Annotated in this window: 14 protein-coding genes and 2 tRNA genes; 11 read left to right on the top strand and 5 right to left on the bottom strand. The window is 67.7% G+C overall.

Translation table 11 applies throughout. The annotated features are described in order from the left end of the window. Together OUA97_RS18520 and OUA97_RS18525 are read left to right on the top strand one after the other, a co-directional pair. Positions 1–414, top strand: a 414-nt coding sequence (locus OUA97_RS18520; protein WP_267233515.1) for a MarR family winged helix-turn-helix transcriptional regulator, incomplete at its 5' end; no start/stop codon positions are given. A 126-nt stretch (positions 415–540) separates the two neighbouring features. Then, positions 541–1,008 carry an Lrp/AsnC family transcriptional regulator gene (locus OUA97_RS18525; RefSeq protein WP_267233516.1) on the top strand — a complete coding sequence of 156 codons (468 nt, stop codon included), beginning with the start codon at positions 541–543 and terminating at the stop codon, positions 1,006–1,008. Here OUA97_RS18525 and OUA97_RS18530 read toward each other — a convergent pair. Further along, positions 1,005–1,754 (bottom strand): TetR/AcrR family transcriptional regulator, encoded by a 750-nt coding sequence (locus OUA97_RS18530; RefSeq protein ID WP_267233517.1) that lies wholly within the window; start codon positions 1,752–1,754, stop codon positions 1,005–1,007. The two genes, OUA97_RS18525 and OUA97_RS18530, sit on opposite strands and share 4 nt — an antisense overlap. A 19-nt stretch (positions 1,755–1,773) precedes the next feature. On the opposite strand from OUA97_RS18530, the gene OUA97_RS18535 reads away from it, so the two are divergent. From OUA97_RS18535 to OUA97_RS18555, 5 genes are all read left to right on the top strand, one after another. After that, on the top strand, positions 1,774–2,835 hold the full coding sequence (locus tag OUA97_RS18535) for an efflux RND transporter periplasmic adaptor subunit (protein ID WP_267233518.1): 1,062 nt from the start codon (positions 1,774–1,776) through the stop codon (positions 2,833–2,835). A 24-nt stretch (positions 2,836–2,859) separates the two neighbouring features. After that, positions 2,860–6,084 (top strand): efflux RND transporter permease subunit, encoded by a 3,225-nt coding sequence (locus OUA97_RS18540; protein WP_267233519.1) that lies wholly within the window; start codon positions 2,860–2,862, stop codon positions 6,082–6,084. Continuing rightward, positions 6,081–7,484, top strand: a complete 1,404-nt coding sequence (locus OUA97_RS18545) for an efflux transporter outer membrane subunit (protein WP_267233520.1) — start codon at positions 6,081–6,083, stop codon at positions 7,482–7,484. The genes OUA97_RS18540 and OUA97_RS18545 overlap by 4 nt, the downstream gene beginning before the upstream one ends. A 364-nt stretch (positions 7,485–7,848) precedes the next feature. Further along, the gene (locus tag OUA97_RS18550) at positions 7,849–8,175 is read left to right on the top strand and encodes a hypothetical protein (RefSeq protein WP_267233521.1); all 327 of its coding nucleotides are present in this window, start codon (positions 7,849–7,851) and stop codon (positions 8,173–8,175) included. Between the two features lie 84 nt (positions 8,176–8,259). Next, positions 8,260–9,030 carry a L,D-transpeptidase gene (locus OUA97_RS18555; protein WP_267233522.1) on the top strand — a complete coding sequence of 257 codons (771 nt, stop codon included), beginning with the start codon at positions 8,260–8,262 and terminating at the stop codon, positions 9,028–9,030. An 82-nt stretch (positions 9,031–9,112) separates the two neighbouring features. Here the strand turns inward: OUA97_RS18555 and OUA97_RS18560 are convergent. Next, a tRNA-Pro gene (locus OUA97_RS18560) sits at positions 9,113–9,189 on the bottom strand. Positions 9,190–9,333: 144 nt separating this feature from the next. Between OUA97_RS18560 and OUA97_RS18565 the strand changes: the two genes are divergently transcribed. Together OUA97_RS18565 and OUA97_RS18570 are read left to right on the top strand one after the other, a co-directional pair. Further along, a tRNA-Gln gene (locus OUA97_RS18565) sits at positions 9,334–9,407 on the top strand. Positions 9,408–9,521: 114 nt separating this feature from the next. Continuing rightward, a complete protein-coding gene (locus OUA97_RS18570; protein WP_267233523.1) occupies positions 9,522–9,725 on the top strand; it encodes a hypothetical protein in 204 nt (67 codons plus the stop codon). 17 nt (positions 9,726–9,742) lie between these two features. Here the strand turns inward: OUA97_RS18570 and OUA97_RS18575 are convergent, their stop codons facing one another. Together OUA97_RS18575 and OUA97_RS18580 are read right to left on the bottom strand one after the other, a co-directional pair. Further along, positions 9,743–10,288, bottom strand: coding sequence for a GNAT family N-acetyltransferase (locus OUA97_RS18575; RefSeq protein ID WP_267233524.1), 546 nt, complete (start codon positions 10,286–10,288; stop codon positions 9,743–9,745). Then, the gene (locus tag OUA97_RS18580) at positions 10,285–12,369 is read right to left on the bottom strand and encodes a S9 family peptidase (protein WP_267233525.1); all 2,085 of its coding nucleotides are present in this window, start codon (positions 12,367–12,369) and stop codon (positions 10,285–10,287) included. Before OUA97_RS18580 ends, OUA97_RS18575 begins: the two co-directional genes overlap by 4 nt. Before the next feature lie 264 nt (positions 12,370–12,633). Here OUA97_RS18580 and OUA97_RS18585 point away from each other — a divergent pair, with 264 nt between their 5' ends. After that, positions 12,634–13,458 carry a trypsin-like serine peptidase gene (locus OUA97_RS18585; protein WP_267233526.1) on the top strand — a complete coding sequence of 275 codons (825 nt, stop codon included), beginning with the start codon at positions 12,634–12,636 and terminating at the stop codon, positions 13,456–13,458. Positions 13,459–13,516: 58 nt separating this feature from the next. Here OUA97_RS18585 and OUA97_RS18590 read toward each other — a convergent pair whose 3' ends face one another. Then, positions 13,517–13,966: a MaoC family dehydratase gene (locus OUA97_RS18590; protein ID WP_267233527.1), complete on the bottom strand. Its 450-nt coding sequence runs from the start codon at positions 13,964–13,966 to the stop codon at positions 13,517–13,519. Between the two features lie 102 nt (positions 13,967–14,068). Here OUA97_RS18590 and proS point away from each other — a divergent pair, with 102 nt between their 5' ends. Continuing rightward, entirely contained in the window at positions 14,069–15,628 is a 1,560-nt protein-coding gene (gene proS, locus OUA97_RS18595) for a proline--tRNA ligase (RefSeq protein WP_267233528.1), read from the top strand. Positions 15,629–15,754 lie beyond the last annotated feature (126 nt).

Consider the following 15,754-nt stretch of genomic DNA (forward strand, 5'->3'; position numbering starts at 1 on the left):
TTTATAAGAGACTGGGGGGGGCGGTGCGGGCGGAGCTGGCGGCGCGGGCCGCCGCCCGTGCGGACGGCTGAGCGGGTGCGGCCGCGGAGCGTGCTCGTCGAGGCCTTGGCGCTGTTCCGGGATCTCAACCCGACGATCACCGTCAACGAGATCTCGACGTTCCTGCATGCCTGCGACCAGGAAGGCCTGACCATCCAGGAGCTGGCCGATCTGGCGCGCATGACCGAACCGACGGCCTCGCGCAGCATCCGTTCGTTCGGGCCGCCGGGGTCCGAGTGGGCGAGGGCGCCGGCCTGCGGCCTAGTCGAGGCGTTCCTCAATCCCAAGGACGGGCGCAGCCGCGTCCTGCATCTGACGCCGGCCGGCCGCGCCGTGCGTGATCGGCTTGATGCGATCATCGGTGCAGCCTCCTGAGCCGACGTCTGGTTTCATCGGTGAAATCGCGCTTTGACGCGCGAGCGTCGCCGTTTGTCGCGAACGCGGTGACCCATCCGACCTCCCGCGCCATTCGATGGCCGTGCACGGCTGGAGGACGTTGCGATGGAGTTGGAGCTCGACCGGTTGGACCTGCGGATCCTGTCGGCATTGCAGGTGTCGAACCAGACCAGCGCGCAGGAACTGGCCCACAAGGTGCCGTTGTCGCCCTCGGCGATACAGCGGCGGATCCGCAGCTATCGAAGCAATGGCGTGATCGCGGCGGACGTCTCGGTGCTCGACCCGCGGCTGGCGGGGGACCACATCTCGGTGATGGTGATGATCCAACTGGCCCAGCAGGGCCCGGCGCGGGTCGCCGACGTGCGAGCCAAGCTGAGTCGCTCGCCGCATGTGCAGGTGGTGATGGAGCTGGCCGGCGCCTACGACCTGATGTGCATCACGGTCTTCGAGACCATGGAGACGTTCAACGCGTTCGTTGACGCCGAGATCGCCGAGCATCCGTCGGTCGGGCGGTTCGAGACGGTGTTCATCCGGCGGCGCGTGAAGTTCGGCGCGACGATCCCGCTGACCTAGGGCTCGATGGCGGCCTGAATGACCTTGGCGAGGCGCTGACGCAGCGCGGCCTGTCCGTCGGCGTCGAGGTCGTGGTCGTCGGTGATGGCGCGGGAGATCGCCACGCCCATGATGAGGTCGCCGGCGAGGCGCGCGCGGACGTCGGCCTCAGGCCCGCCCAGATAGGCGGCGAACGGGTCGTGGAACCAGGCGCGCATCGATCGCCGCAACGGCTCGGCCGCGGCGGGCGAGGAGGCCGAGCGCAGCATGATCAGCAGGTGGTCGAGGCCGTCATGGCGATCGGGATCGTCCATCAGGCGGTCGGCGACTCGTTCGCCGAACTGGCTGAGTTCGCCCTGGAAGAGTTCCGTGGCGTCAGGTCCGCAGTTGAGAACCTCGACGAAGAGCTCCTCCTTCGAGCCGAAATAGCGAGAAACCAGCGCCGCATCGACACGGGCGTCGGCGGCGATCTCGCGAAGGCTCGCGCCGTCATAACCCTCTTTGGCGAAACGGTTTTTCGCCGCATCAAGGATTGCTTGTCTCGTCGCCGCCGCGTTGCGCGCGCGCACCGGCGCCACATTCTCGGCCATTTTCGCCGTTCGCTCCCTTGTTGTCATCGGCTGTTGACATATGTAGGCCCTGTCGATGTAAAAGTCATCAACCGTTGACTTGGGCGCTCCCCCGCCCGTGGGATAAATCATGCGAAAGTTTCTCGCGCCGTTCGTCGCAACGGCCGCCGCTGCATTGGTTCTGGCTGGGTGCGGCAAGCCTGAAGGCCCCCCGCAGATGCCGGCGCCAGAGGTTTCCGTCGCCACGCCGCTGCGGCAATCGGTCGTCGATTGGGACGATTTCACCGGCCGCTTCGAGGCGCCCGAGCGCGTCGATGTGCGCGCGCGCACCAGCGGCTACCTGCAGGCCGCCCATTTCCGCGAAGGCCAGTTCGTCAAGAAGGGCCAGCTGCTCTACACGCTGGACCCGCGTCCGGCTGAGGCCCAACTCGCGGCCGCCCGCGCCCAGGCCAAGCTGGCCGCGGCCGACCTCGCCCGCGCCGAGACCCTGCTGAAGGTCCAGGCGATCAGCCGCGAGGAGTACGACAACAAGCGCGCCGCCAGCGAAGTCGCCCAGGCGACGGTTCAGGCCCGTGCGCTCGACCTGGAATTCACCCGCGTCACGGCCCCGACCTCGGGGATCGTCTCGGATCGCCGCGTCGATCCGGGCAACGTGATTTCCGGCGGCGGGGCCGGCGCGGACGTGCTGACCACGATCGTGTCGACCACGCCGATCCACTTCCTGTTCGACGCCTCCGAGGCTCAACTCCTCAAGGACCAGCGCGCGACGGGCAAGGGCGGCAAGGTGCAGATCCGCCTGCAGGACGAGGCCGACTATCGTTGGGCCGGCCACATCGACTTCACCGACAACAGCATCGACGGTGCGTCCGGAGCGATCCGCATGCGCGCCGTGGTTCCGAACCCGAACGGCTTCCTGAAGCCGGGGATGTTCGGCAAGGCCAAGGTCGAGGGCGGCCAGGCCTATGACGCGCTGCTGGTGCCGGAAGCCGCCATCGTCGCCGACGGCGCCCGCAAGGCGGTCAACGTCGTCGCGGCCGACGGCTCGGTGACTCTGAAGCCGGTCGAGCTTGGCCCGACCACCCAGGGCCTGCGGGTCATCCGCAGCGGTATCAAGCCGGACGACAAGGTCATCGTGAACGGCGGCGTGCGCCTGATGGGCCCGGGCATGAAGGTCAAGGCGAAGGTCGTGACCATCGAGCCCAAGACGACCGCCGCGCAGGCTACGTCCACCGTCACCATTCCCGTGGCCTCGAGCGCCACCCCGGCCGGCGCCCGCTAAGGGCCCGACCCAGGAACGGAATCCATGCGTTTCTCGCACTTCTTCATCGACCGCCCGATTTTTGCGGGCGTGCTGTCGGTGTTCATCGCCCTGATCGGGGCGTTCGCGCTGCCGCTGCTGCCGCTGTCGCAGTATCCGGACATCGCGCCGCCGACCATCGCGGTCACCGCCACCTATCCCGGCGCCTCGGCCGAAACCCTCGCCGAGACCGTCGCTGCGCCTATTGAGCAAGAGATCAACGGCGTCGAGGGCATGCTTTACATGACCTCGTCGTCGACCGCCGACGGCATGGCGACGATCTCGGTGACGTTCGAACCCGGCACCGATCTCGACGCCGCCCAGGTGCTCGTCCAGAACCGCGTCGCGCTCGCCACGCCGCGCCTGCCCGAGCAGGTGCGCCAGGTGGGCGTCACGGTGAACAAGCAGCTCTCGGGTTTCCTGCTGCTCGTCGCCCTGACGTCGGACGATCCCAAAGCCGACCTCGACCACATCGGCAACTTTGCGAACTCCACGGTTCGTGACCGACTGCTGCGCATCAAGGGTGTCGGCGGCGTGCAGGTGTTCGGCGGCGGCTTCTACTCGATGCGGGTCTGGATCGACCCGGGCAAGGCCTCGGCGCGCAACCTGACCTCGGACGAGATCGTGGCGGCGCTGCGGGCGCAGAACGTCCAGGCCGCGGGGGGCGCCCTCGGCCAGGCTCCGAACGACACCGGCGCGGCCTTCCAGCTGCCCGTGCAGGTCGAGGGCCGGCTGGCCGATCCCGAAGAGTTCGCCAACATCGTCATCCGCACGGACGCCGACGGCCGCGTGACCCGCGTGCGCGACATCGGCCGCGTCGAGCTGGGCGCCCAGGACTACGGGATGCGCGGCTACTTCGACGGCAAGCGCGGCATCGGCCTGGCGATCATCCAGCAGCCGGGCGCCAACGCCCTGTCGACCGCCGCTGAAGTCATGAAGGCGGTCGAGGAACTGAAGCCGTCCATGCCGCAAGGCGTGAGCTATTCGATCCCCTACAACCCGACCGAGTTCGTCGAAGCGTCCGTCGCCTCGGTGCAGAGCACCCTGTTCGAAGCGGTGATCCTCGTGGTCGTCGTGATCATGGTGTTCCTGCAGACCTGGCGGGCGGCGATCATTCCGATCCTGGCGATCCCTGTGGCGCTGGTCGGGACCTTCGCGGTGCAGCTCGCGCTCGGCTATTCGCTGAACTCGCTGTCGCTGTTCGCCCTCGTGCTCGCGGTCGGGATCGTCGTCGACGACGCCATCGTTGTGGTCGAGGCGGTGGAGCGGAACATACGCCGGGGCATGACGCCCAGGGAGGCGGCCTACAGGACGATGGACGAAGTGTCCGGCGCCCTGATCGCCATCGGCCTGGTGCTGCTGGCCGTGTTCGTGCCGACCGCCTTCATGCCGGGCATCCCGGGGATGTTCTTCCGCCAGTTCGCGGTGACCATCTCGGCCGCCTCGGTGATCTCGCTGATCACCTCGCTGACCCTGTCGCCGGCCCTGGCCGCCATCCTGCTCAAGCCGCACGTCGAGCACTCGCTCGACACCGGCCCGCGCTGGCTGCGTCCGATCAAGATGGCCGGTCACAAGTTCAACAGCGGCTTCGACTGGCTGAGCGACAAGTACGGCGCCATGACCGCGCGTCTGGTGCGCGCCAGCATGATCGTGCTGGTGGTCTATGCCGGGCTGATCCTGCTGACCGGCTGGCGCCTGACCGCCACCCCGACCGGCTTCATCCCGCAGCAGGACCAGGGCTTCCTGATCGGCGTCGTCCAGCTTCCGCCGGGCGCCTCGCTCGAGCGCACCGACGCGGTGGTCCGTCAGGCCAGCGCCATCGTCCAGGACACCCCCGGCGTCCAGGGCGTGTCGGCCTTCGCCGGCCTCGACGGGGCCAGCTTCTCGGCCATGTCCAACGGCGGCGTGTTCTTCGTGAAGCTCGATGACTGGTCCAAGCGCGGCAAGGAACTGAGCGCCGACGTCATGGCCGGCCAGGTCATGGGCCGTCTGTCAGGGATCCAGGAAGCCAACATCTTCTTCCTGGCGCCTCCCCCAGTCGAGGGCATGGGCAACGCGGGCGGCTTCAAGATGATGGTCCAGGACCGCTCGGGCGCCGGCTACGCAGCGCTGGAACAGGCCGCCAACGGCCTCGTCGGCGCCGCCGCGCAGAGCCCGCAGAGCACGGTCGGGGTCTTCTCGCAGTTCAACACCGGTTCGCCCCGGGTGACCGCCGAGATCGATCGCGACAAGGCCCTGCTGATGGGCGTGCAGCCTGGCGCCGTCTACGACGCAATGAGCACCTATCTCGGCTCCACCTACGTCAACGACTTCAACCTGCTCGGCCGCACCTTCCGGGTGACTGCGCAGGCGGAATCCGACGCGCGGGACGATCCGTCCGACATCGCCGGCATCAAGGTCCGTTCGGCGTCCGGCGGCATGGTGCCGCTGGGCTCGCTGGCCACGGTGAAGGACGAGACCGGCCCGGTCCGCGTGGTGCGCTACAACCTCTTCCCGGCCGCCGAAGTGCAGGGCGGGGCGCCTCCGGGCGTGGCCTCGGGCGATGCGCTCAAGGCAATGGAGGAGCACGCCGCCAAGGTGCTGCCGGCCGGCTTCAGCTACGAGTGGACGGAACTCGCCTATCAGGAGAAGGCGGCCGGCAACTCCGGCGTCCTGATCTTCGCCCTGGCGGTGGTGTTCGTGTTCCTGGTGCTGGCCGCCCAGTACGAGGCCTTCACCCTGCCGCTGGCGGTCATCCTGATCGTGCCGATGTGTATCCTCGCGGCCATCTTGGGCGTGAACCTGCGGGGCCAGGACAACAATATCCTGACCCAGATCGGCCTGATCGTGCTGGTCGCCCTGGCGGCGAAGAACGCGATCCTCATCGTCGAATTCGCCAAGCAGGCGGAAGAAGACGAAGGAGCCGACCGGTTCGAAGCGGCCATCAAGGCGGCCCGGACCCGTCTGCGGCCGATCCTGATGACCTCCTTCGCCTTCATCCTGGGCGTGCTGCCGCTGGCGATCGCCACCGGACCGGGGGCGGAGATGCGTCAGGCGCTGGGCACGGCGGTGTTCTTCGGGATGCTGGGCGTGACCATCTTCGGCCTGATCTTCACGCCGGTCTTCTACGTGCTCTGCCGCTGGATCGCGGCGCGCCTTCCGAAGGCCAAGGGCAAGGAAGAGAAGACCTATCCGACCACCGGGGGCGGCACGCCGCACCACCCGCTCGAGTATGAAGGAGGCGCGAAGTGATCCGCCTGAAGCTGATCCCCGCGCTGCTGGGCGCCACGGCGCTGACCGCCTGCGCCGCCGGACCGAACTACCAGGTCCCGGCGCCGGTCGTCTCGGGGCAGGGGACGTTCGTGTCGGCTGAGCCGGCGTTGGCGGTCGCCGAGGCTCCTCCCGGCGACTGGTGGCGGCTGTTCCAGGACCCAACCCTCGATGGACTGGTCCAGGAGGCCTTGGTCGCCAACAAGGACGTCGCTGTCGCCGCCGCGAACCTGTCGCGGGTGAGGGCGGTGCTGAGCGAGACCCGTTCAGGCCTGCTGCCCTCGACCACGATCTCGGCGTCGGGCCAGCGCGTTCGCGGCCAGGACCTGCTGACGGGCCAGTTCGACGACGGCGACCAGTATCGGGCCGGCTTCGACATGTCCTACGAGGTCGACCTGTTCGGCCGCGTGCGCCGCAGCCTGGAGGCCAATCGCGCCGACGTGGCCGCAGCGCAGGCGGCGCTGGACGTGGTGCGGGTCTCGGTCGCCGCCGAGACCGCTCGCGCCTATGCCGATATCTGTGCGGCCAACGCCCAGATCGCGGTGACCAAGCGGACCATCGAGCTGCAGCAGAACACCTACGACCTGACGGTGCGCCAGCTCGACGCCGGCCGCGGGACCGCGGCCGACACCTCGGCGGCGGCGACCCAGCTGGAGACCTCGAAGGCGGTCTTGCCGTCGCTCGACGCCCAGCGGTCCGCGGCGCTTTTCCGGCTCGCCCTGCTGACCGGCAAGACGCCGGCCGAGGCGCCGCAGGCCGTGTTGAGCTGCCAGGCGGCGCCACAGGTCGCCCAGGCGATCCCTGTCGGTGATGGGGCCGGCATGCTCGCCCGGCGTCCGGACGTGCGCCAGGCCGAGCGCGACCTGGCGGCGGCGACCGCGCGTATAGGGGTGGCGACAGCCTCGCTCTATCCGTCGGTGACCATCGGCGGCGGCATCGCCACCACGGGTGCGCGGACGGGTGATCTCGGCGACGACTACACTTTCAATGTCGGGCCGCTGATCAGCTGGAACTTCCCGAACATCCTGGCCGCCCGCGCCCGCGTGAAGCAGGCCGGGGCCGGGGCGGAGGCCGCGCTGGCCACCTTCGAGAAGGTCAACCTGACCGCCTTGCAGGAGACCGAGACGGCGCTGACCCAGTACGCTCGGGAGCTCGATCGCCGCGCGGCGCTCAAGCGCGCGCGCGACGAAGGCGCCAAGGCCGCGCGGCTCGCCCGACTGCGCAACGAAGCCGGCGCCGACAGCCTGCTGGCCGTCTTGGTGGCCGAGCGCCAGCTGGCCTCGCTGGAGGCCCAGCTCGCACAGTCCGACGCCCAGGTGACCACCAACCAGATCGCCCTGTTCAAGGCGCTGGGCGGCGGCTGGGAAACCGCCGGCGAATAGCTGGCGGCAGGGCGGGGGCGCAGGCCCTCGTCCTGCCGCTCGCCGCGGGTCGGCTGCGCTCGACGGCAAGTCCTTCACCGAACTCGACAAGCTCAAGGCCGGCCGCCTCAACGACCTCGGCGTCACGCGCGAGTTGCTGGCGCGCGGCTAAAGCGAGGCGGAGGTGCATGCGATCGGGGGGAGCTCCTTGCGCGCCCTGGCCGCCGCCGAAGCCGCGGCGCAAGGCCGGGCGAAAGCCGACTAGAGACAGGGCGGCGCGCGGGCAGCATCAGCAGACAAGCGGACGCGAACTAGGGGATTCGCCGGGTATAGGTGCTCAGCAGATTAGGCGACCATTCGTCCTCAACCATAGAGGACGTGCGAAATGGTCCGACTGATGAATCCCTGGGCGAGCGTACGCTTCGTCTCGATCCTGGCGGTGGGCGGGTTGGCTTTGAGCGGCTGCGCCACAACCGATTATGTTGATGAGCAGATCGCCTCGGTCAACGGGCGCGTCGACGCTGTCGACGCCAAGGCGACTGATGCGATTCAGCGCGCCGACGCGGCCAACAGTGCGGCTCAGGCCGCGGCCAACGACGCGCGTACCGCCAACCAACGGCTCGACCAGCTGACGGCGCGGGTGGACCGGAACGAACAAATGGCCATGCAGGCGGCTCAAACCGTCCGCGCGGGAAAGATGCCGAGAAACTGATCGTCCCAATTTCGACGATCTGCGCCGTCATACGTTCGTTCTTTGCGCCGCCTGTTGCGGCGTCGGGTTGGTGGGACGAATCTCATGCGCGATGCTTTGAAAGCGGTGTTGGCGGCTTGGGCGCTAGGCGTGCTGTCGGTCGGGGTCTCTGCAGCCTCGACCGCGGCCGCCGCAACGCCTGCGCATGAGTCGAAGTCCGAGCAGACCCCGGCGTCGACCGAAGTCGTGCGCATCGCCGATTGGGTGATCGCCTCGAACGATTATGACGGCCTGCCGTTCATGATCATCGACAAGGTCTCGGCCGAGGTGTTCGTGTTCGGTGGCGACGGTCGCTTGCGGGGCTCTGCGCCGGCCTTGCTGGGGCTCGCCCGCGGCGATGATTCGGCCCCCGGCATCGGCGAGAAGGAACTCTCGAAGATCCCCCCCGAGGAACGCACGACGCCTGCGGGTCGATTCGTCGCCAGTTTCGGCGAATCGCCGACCGACAACGACATCCTCTGGGTGGACTACGACACCGCGGTGTCGCTGCATCAGGTGGTGACCAACAATCCCAAAGAGCGCCGTCTCCAGCGGTTGCAGTCGCCGGGCGTGGACGACAACCGGATCACCTTCGGCTGCATCAACGTGCCGGTGGAATTTTATCAGAAGATCGTGCTCCCCACCTTCACCGGCACCAAGGGCGTCGCCTACGTGCTGCCCGAGACTAGGCCGCTGGAACAGGTCTTCATGGATTATCGGCCGCAGGAGGGCGCGCGCTCCGAACTGGCCGCCACGAGCGCCGCGGGCGTCGACACCGCAGACACGGTCGGGGAAGGCCCGACGGACGTCTTTCCCTATTCGAAAGCCAAGCATTGAAGCATGAGAAGCGCTCTAGCGCTTCTGGCGTGGCGTCCCCTCGCCATGCCCTGAATCCGCCCTCGGGAAAGGCGGGGAAAGATGGTCGGAGTGGCAGGATTCGAACCTGCGACCCCCGCGTCCCGAACGCGGTGCTCTACCAGACTGAGCCACACTCCGACTTGGGAGGGCGCCTTATAGAGGCGATCGTTCAGGACCGCAAGCGGGTCAGAAAGACCTTTTTTGGGGCGTTGCATCCGGCGAACTGTTGGGCTATCTCCACGCCCTCGCCGCGGGGGACACGTTCCTCCGAGCCGTTCCTGCTGGGGAATGGTGTAATGGTAACACTGCGGTTTTTGGTACCGTCATTCTAGGTTCGAGTCCTAGTTCCCCAGCCATCTCCCCCTATAGTTCAGCGACCGCCTCGGCGACCGCGCGCCGGATCCAGGCGTGGGCCGTGCACTTAGTAATGGCCGCTGCGCCATTACATGCGCACGCGCGGAGAAGAGGAAGTGCCGCCCCCGGCTTCGTCGTCGAATCGTCGCCAGGCTGCCCGCTGCCTGGCGATGACCCGCGGCGGCGACGTCGAGGGCTTCGTATGCGAAATGGGAGGGCCGGCCACCACGTCCGGGCTGCCGGCGCCGGTCAAGCCGACGCGGTCGATGCAGGCGGCGTTGGGGCAGGCCGCGGCCGCCCACCGCATCGCCCTGGCCTGACCGCCTCTGGCGGCGCTCTAGGCCCCGCCCAGGACCATGCCGGCAGCGTTGGGCGCACTGGCGTCGCCGCCGTTCAGCGCCTTGCGCATCCAGACGATGTCGACCCAGCGTCCCTTCTTCCAGCCGAAGCCCTTGCCGACGCCGGCGTGCTCGAATCCAAGCGAGCGGTGCAGGCCAATCGAGCCGGCGTTCTCGGAGTCGCCGATCACCGCGACCACCTGGCGGATGCCGAAATCCTCGCAGGCGTCGATGACGGCGCCCAGCACCGCCTTGCCGACCCCGCGGCCGAGCGCGTCAGGCGCGATGTAGACGCTATCCTCGACCGTGTAGCGATAGGCGGCGCGCGGCCGGAACGGGCCGGCATAGGCGAAGCCGAGCACGCGGCCGGCATCCTCGGCGACCAGATACGGCAGGCCGCGCTCGACGATCGCCTGGCGGCGGGCGGCCATGTCCTGAATGCTCGGCGGGACCTCTTCGAAGGTCCCGAAGCCGTTCAGCACGTGATGGCCGTAGATCTCGGCCAACGCGGTGGCGTCCTCCGTCGTCGAGGCCCTGACGATCACTGTTCCCAACCCCGGTCCTGCGCCCAGATCGCGAAGGCGTAGTCGAGCGCGATCTCCTTGAGGAAGTCGAAACGGCCCGAAGCCCCGCCGTGCCCGGCTTCCATATTGATCTTGAGCAGGATGGGCGCATCGCCGGTCGTATGGTCGCGCAGCTTGGCGACCCACTTCTGCGGCTCCCAGTAGGTCACGCGCGGATCGCTGAGCCCGCCGGTGGCCAGGATCGGCGGATAGGGCTTGGCGGCCACCTGATCGTAGGGGCTGTAGCCGGCGATGCGGTCGTAGGCCTCAGCGTCCTCCAGCGGATTGCCCCACTCGGGCCATTCCGGCGGGGTCAGGGGCAGGGTGGTGTCGCTCATGGTGTTTAGCACGTCGACGAACGGTACGGCGGCGATGATGCCGCTCCAGAGGTCTGGACGCATGTTCACCACCGCGCCCATCAGCATGCCGCCGGCCGAGCCTCCATAGGCGACCATCCGACCGGCCTTGCCGTAGCCGTTGGCGCTCAGATGCTCGGCGCAAGCGATGAAGTCGGTGAAGGTGTTGGTCTTCTTCTCCTTGCGGCCGTCGAGGAACCAGCCCCAGCCCTTGTCCGAGCCGCCGCGGATATGCGCCACCGCCCAGATCCAGCCGCGGTCTACGAGGCTGAGATTGCGGATCGAGAAGGTCGGCTCCATAGCGTGGCCGTAGGAGCCATAGCCGTAGAGCAGCAGCGGCGCCGAGCCGTCGAGCGGTGTGTCCTTGAGCATCAACACCGTGATCGGCACCTGGGCGCCGTCAGGGGCCGTGGCGTAGACGCGGCGCGCGACATAGCGGGCGGGATCGTGGCCGGAGGGAACCTCCTGGGTCTTGCGCAGGGTCCGCTCACGACTGGCCATGTCGTAGTCGAACCACTGCCGCGGCGTGGTCGGCGACTGATAGACGAAGCGGGTCAACGTGGTGTCGTACTCCAGCCCGCCTTCCAGCGAGAGCGCATAGGCTTCCTCGTCGAAGGCGATCTCATGGCTGACGCCGTCGCGGGCCATGATCACGATACGGTCGTTGGCGTTCACGCGTTCCAGGCGCGCGAGGAAGCCGGCGAAGGCGGCGAAGCCGGTGATGAAGCGGCCGGGCTCGTGTGCGACGAAGTCGGTCCAGGTCGAGCGGGCCGGGACCGGGGCGGCCGACTGGACGAGTTTGAAGTCCACCGCGCCGTCGGCGTTGGTGCGGATCACCCAGCGGTCGGTCCAGTGGTCGAGTTCGTACTTTACGCCTTCCTGGCGGGGTTCGGCGACCACCGGGGAGGCGGTCGGGTCGGCGGCCGGGATGAGCCAAAGCTCGGTGGTCTCCTGGTTGCCGACATGGATCAGGATGTGGCTGCGGTCGGAGGCGACGCCCACGCCGAGGAACATGCCCTCGTCGGCCTCCTCGTAGACCAGAACGTCCTCGCCGCCACGGACGGGGCGGCGGAAGATCTTGGAGGGCCGGGCGTTCTCGTCGCGCCAGATCCAGAACAGCCACTGGCTGTCGGGCGAGAATGCGAAAGAGCCGTAGGCGCTGTCGATCGCGTGATCGAGGGTCTGGCCGCTCTCCAGGTCCTTAACCCGGATCGTATAGTACTCCGAGCCTTGCTCGTCGGCCGCCCAGGCGTAGAGCTTGTGGTCGGGGCTGTGGCTGGCCGCGCCGACCTGGAAGAAGGCCTTCCCCTTAGCCAGGGCGTCCTCGTCCAGCAGCACCTGTTCGCCGGAGGTCTGGCCGCGCGGCCGGCGGCCATGGACCGGGTGCTCGGCGCCGATCTCGTAGCGGGCGTAGTATTCCCAAGGGCCGTCGGCGGCCGGGACGCTGGAGTCGTCCTCCTTGATGCGGCCCTTCATCTCGGCGAACAGCTGGGCCTGCAGGGCCTCGGTCTTTTCAAGCAACGCCTTGGTGTAGGCGTTCTCGGATTCCAGGTGCTCGCGGATGTCGGCCCGCAGGACTTTGGGATCGCGCAGCACCTCGCGCCAGTTGTCGTCCTTCATCCAGGCGTAGTCGTCGGTGCGGGTGCGCCCGAGTTGTTCGATGACCTTCGGGCGGCGGGCGGCGGCGGGGGGCTTAGGAGCGCTCATGGCCAGCTACATGCGCCGCCGCGGGCCGCGCCTCAAGGGCTGGAGCAGAACTGCGCGAGCGGGCGTGGGGCCTCTGAGGCGGGGGCGGCTCAACTCTCCGTGCGAACCTTGCGCGCAGCCGTCTACCTGCCGCTAAATGGTGCGCACAGAGGCGCCGCGCGGCAATCGGGCGCGGTCGAGCGGTCTTTCCGCTAACGGCGTTCTTAACTAAGTAGCGCTCATCGGGGAGCGTACGAGTTCTTTTAGTTTCTAGGGGCGAGCGCCTTGGATCTTGCAGTTGAACTGATACACGCGACCGTCCAGTTGGAGCAGCCGTTGGGCGATGGAACGCGCACGGTCGGCACCGGGTTCCTCATCGCCGAGACCGGGCCGGACGGCGCGCCGCGCACGGTGCTGGTGACTGCCAACCACGTCCTGGCCAAGATGCCGGGCGCCGAGGCGCGGATCGGTTATCGCATCTCCAATCCGGACGGCAGCTGGAGTTATTCGCCCCAGACGCTGAAGATCCGCGACGCGAACGGGACCCAGCTGTGGACCAAGCATCCCTCGCGGGACGTGGCGGCGATCTCGATCACGGCGCCGGAGGCGTTCGCCAAGTCGGCCATTCCCCTGCAATGGCTGGCGGGCGACGACACCTTTCAGTCCAACCATATCGGCGCTGGCGACGAGATGATGGCGCTGGGCTTTCCGCGCGGTCTCGCGGCGAACCAGGCGGGCTTTCCGATCCTGCGTTCGGGGCGGGTCGCCTCGTTCCCGGTGGCGCCGGCCCAGGTTTTCCCGACCTTCCTGCTCGACTTCACGGTCTTCCCGGGCAACTCGGGCGGGCCGGTGTTCATGTCGCAAGCCGCCCATCGAAGGGTGGGCGCGGTCGACGCCGGTCAGGATGTTCAGTTCATCGCCGGCCTGCTGACTCAGCAGGTCGAACTGAACAATGAGCGGCTAGAGATCGGCATCGTCACCCACGCCAAATTCATCCGCGAGACCATCTCGCTGATAGACGACCCCCACGCGCCGATCACCGTCGCCCGGGTCGAGCCGATGACCGGCGCCCGCGCTGCGTCGGCGGAAGAAGCGGTCTCGCCGCAATAAAAAACGCCGCCCGTCGCGGAGACGGGCGGCGTCGTCATTTTTTCGCTCGTCGGTGCGCTTAGGCGCCGTAGACCACCGAGATGGTCTCGGCGATGCAGGCGGGCTTGGTCTCGCCTTCGATCTCGATGGTGCACTCGTTCTTCAGCTGCATGCCGCCGGCCTTGGCTTCGGCGCCGATCAGCTTCTGGCGCATGCGCACGCGCTTGCCGACGCGGACCATGTTGATGAAGCGGACCTTGTCCGAGCCGTAGTTGATGCCGCGGGTCACGCCCTTGATCGGCAGCATGCCGGCGCCCAGGAACGGGATCAGCGACAGGGTCAGGTAGCCGTGGGCGATCGGGCCGCCGATTTCCTTGGTCGCGCGCTCGACGTCGACATGGATCCACTGATGGTCGCCGGTGGCTTCGGCGAATTGGTTGACCCGCTCCTGGGTGATTTCCAGCCAATCGGACACGCCGACTTCCTGGCCGACCAGGCCGGGCAGATCCTTGAACTCCACCGGGTTCATCGTTTGCTCCCAAATCGATTGAAACAGATGTTCGACGTCTAGCATCTGTCTGAGCGCTCGCAACGCCTTTACGCCGCCGCCAGGGACATTAAAGAGCGCCTCATGCAACGAGCTCTCAGCGTCAGCCGGATGACCGGCAACAAGTCGACCTTCCCCGACTGGTACCAGGCGATCGTCCGCGAGGCGGACATGGCCGAGGTCAGCCCTGTCCGCGGCTCCATGATCATCAAGCCGTGGGGCTATGGCGTCTGGGAACGGATCCAGCAGACCATGGACCGGCGCATCAAGGAGATGGGCGTCGACAACGCCTACTTCCCGCTGTTCATCCCGCTCGGTTTCTTCGCCAAGGAGGCCGAACACGTCGACGGCTTCGCCAAGGAAATGGCGGTGGTTACTCACCACCGGCTGAAGAACATCGACGGCAAGCTGGCGCCCGATCCCGACGCCAAGCTGGAGGAGCCGCTGATCGTCCGCCCGACGTCGGAGACCATCATCGGCGACGCCTTCTCGCGCTGGGTGAAGAGCTACCGGGACCTGCCGCTGAAGATCAACCAGTGGGCCAACGTCGTCCGCTGGGAGATGCGTACGCGCCTGTTCCTGCGCACCTCCGAATTCCTCTGGCAGGAGGGCCACACCGCCCACGCCACGCGTGAGGACGCCCTGGCTTCGACCCTGGTGGCGCTGGAGATGTACCGGGAGTTCTCTGAGAACGTCCTGGCCATGCCCGTGGTCGCCGGCGAGAAGCCGGAGAACGAGCGTTTCCCCGGCGCCGACAGCACCTTCTCGATCGAAGCGATGATGCAGGACGGCAAGGCCCTGCAGGCCGGCACCTCGCATTATCTGGGCACCAGCTTCTCGCGGGCCCAGAACATCCGCTACCAGAGCGACAGCGGCGAGATGGAATTCTGCCACACCTCCAGCTGGGGCACCTCGACCCGCCTGATTGGCGGCGTGATCATGACCCACGGCGACGACGACGGCCTGCGCTTGCCGCCGGCCATCGCGCCGCGCCAGGTCGTCATCGTGCCGATGCTGCGCGGCAAGGACGAGGACGCCCAGGTCGTGGCCTATGCCGAGGCGCTGGTGAAGGACCTGAGCGCCCAGTTCGCGCTCGGCGAACCGATCCGCGCCCTGCTTGACATCAAGGACCAGAAGTCGAGCGACAAGCGCTGGAACTGGGTGCGCCGCGGGGCCCCGCTGATCGTCGAGCTGGGGCCGCGCGATGCGGCCGGCGGCCAGGTCAGCTTCATGCGCCGCGACCGGCTGCGCGACGGCGACAAGGTGAAGTCCCAGCTCCTTGCCCGTGACGAGTTCGTCGCCCAGGCGCCGGCGCTGCTGGCTGAAATCCAGCAGTCGCTGTTCGAGGAGGCCAAGGCCCGCCTGGACGCCAACATCCGCAGCGACCTGACCAGCTTCGAGCAGGTGGCCGAGTACTTCGGCCAGCTGTCGGACGAGGACGAGGAAACCTCGGCCTTCAAGGGTTGGGTGCGTGCGCCCTGGAGCCGGCCGACCGGCGCGGAGCTCGACAAGGTGGTCGAGCGCCTCAAGGCGCTGAAGCTGACCCTGCGCAACGCGCCGAGCCAGCAGCCGGCGAGTTTCGGCTCCTGCGTCTTCACCGGCCAGCCGGGCGTTGAGGAAATCCTGATCGGCCGTTCGTACTAGGTGCGGAATATCGGCGCGGCGTCGTCGCCTCGCCGCTTTTTCGCAGCTCACTATGCCACGAAGGTATAGGGTCCTATAACCTTTAAGATATCTTCCACATAGGTTGGGGGCCGGCCCTGCGCCCTC

Origin of the sequence: Phenylobacterium sp. 58.2.17 (genome assembly GCF_026411515.1) — a bacterium.
Classification (GTDB): Bacteria; Pseudomonadota; Alphaproteobacteria; order Caulobacterales; family Caulobacteraceae; genus Phenylobacterium.

Bases quoted from the DNA above. Each gene is read 5' to 3' on its own strand.
- OUA97_RS18525 (WP_267233516.1), top strand. From the start codon at position 541: ATGGAGTTGGAGCTCGACCGGTTGGACCTGCGGATCCTGTCGGCATTG.
- OUA97_RS18535 (WP_267233518.1), top strand. From the start codon at position 1,774: ATGCCGGCGCCAGAGGTTTCCGTCGCCACGCCGCTGCGGCAATCGGTC.
- OUA97_RS18540 (WP_267233519.1), top strand. From the start codon at position 2,860: ATGCGTTTCTCGCACTTCTTCATCGACCGCCCGATTTTTGCGGGCGTG.
- OUA97_RS18550 (WP_267233521.1), top strand. From the start codon at position 7,849: ATGGTCCGACTGATGAATCCCTGGGCGAGCGTACGCTTCGTCTCGATC.
- OUA97_RS18555 (WP_267233522.1), top strand. From the start codon at position 8,260: ATGCGCGATGCTTTGAAAGCGGTGTTGGCGGCTTGGGCGCTAGGCGTG.
- OUA97_RS18580 (WP_267233525.1), bottom strand. From the start codon at position 12,369: ATGAGCGCTCCTAAGCCCCCCGCCGCCGCCCGCCGCCCGAAGGTCATC.
- OUA97_RS18590 (WP_267233527.1), bottom strand. From the start codon at position 13,966: ATGAACCCGGTGGAGTTCAAGGATCTGCCCGGCCTGGTCGGCCAGGAA.
- proS (WP_267233528.1), top strand. From the start codon at position 14,069: ATGCAACGAGCTCTCAGCGTCAGCCGGATGACCGGCAACAAGTCGACC.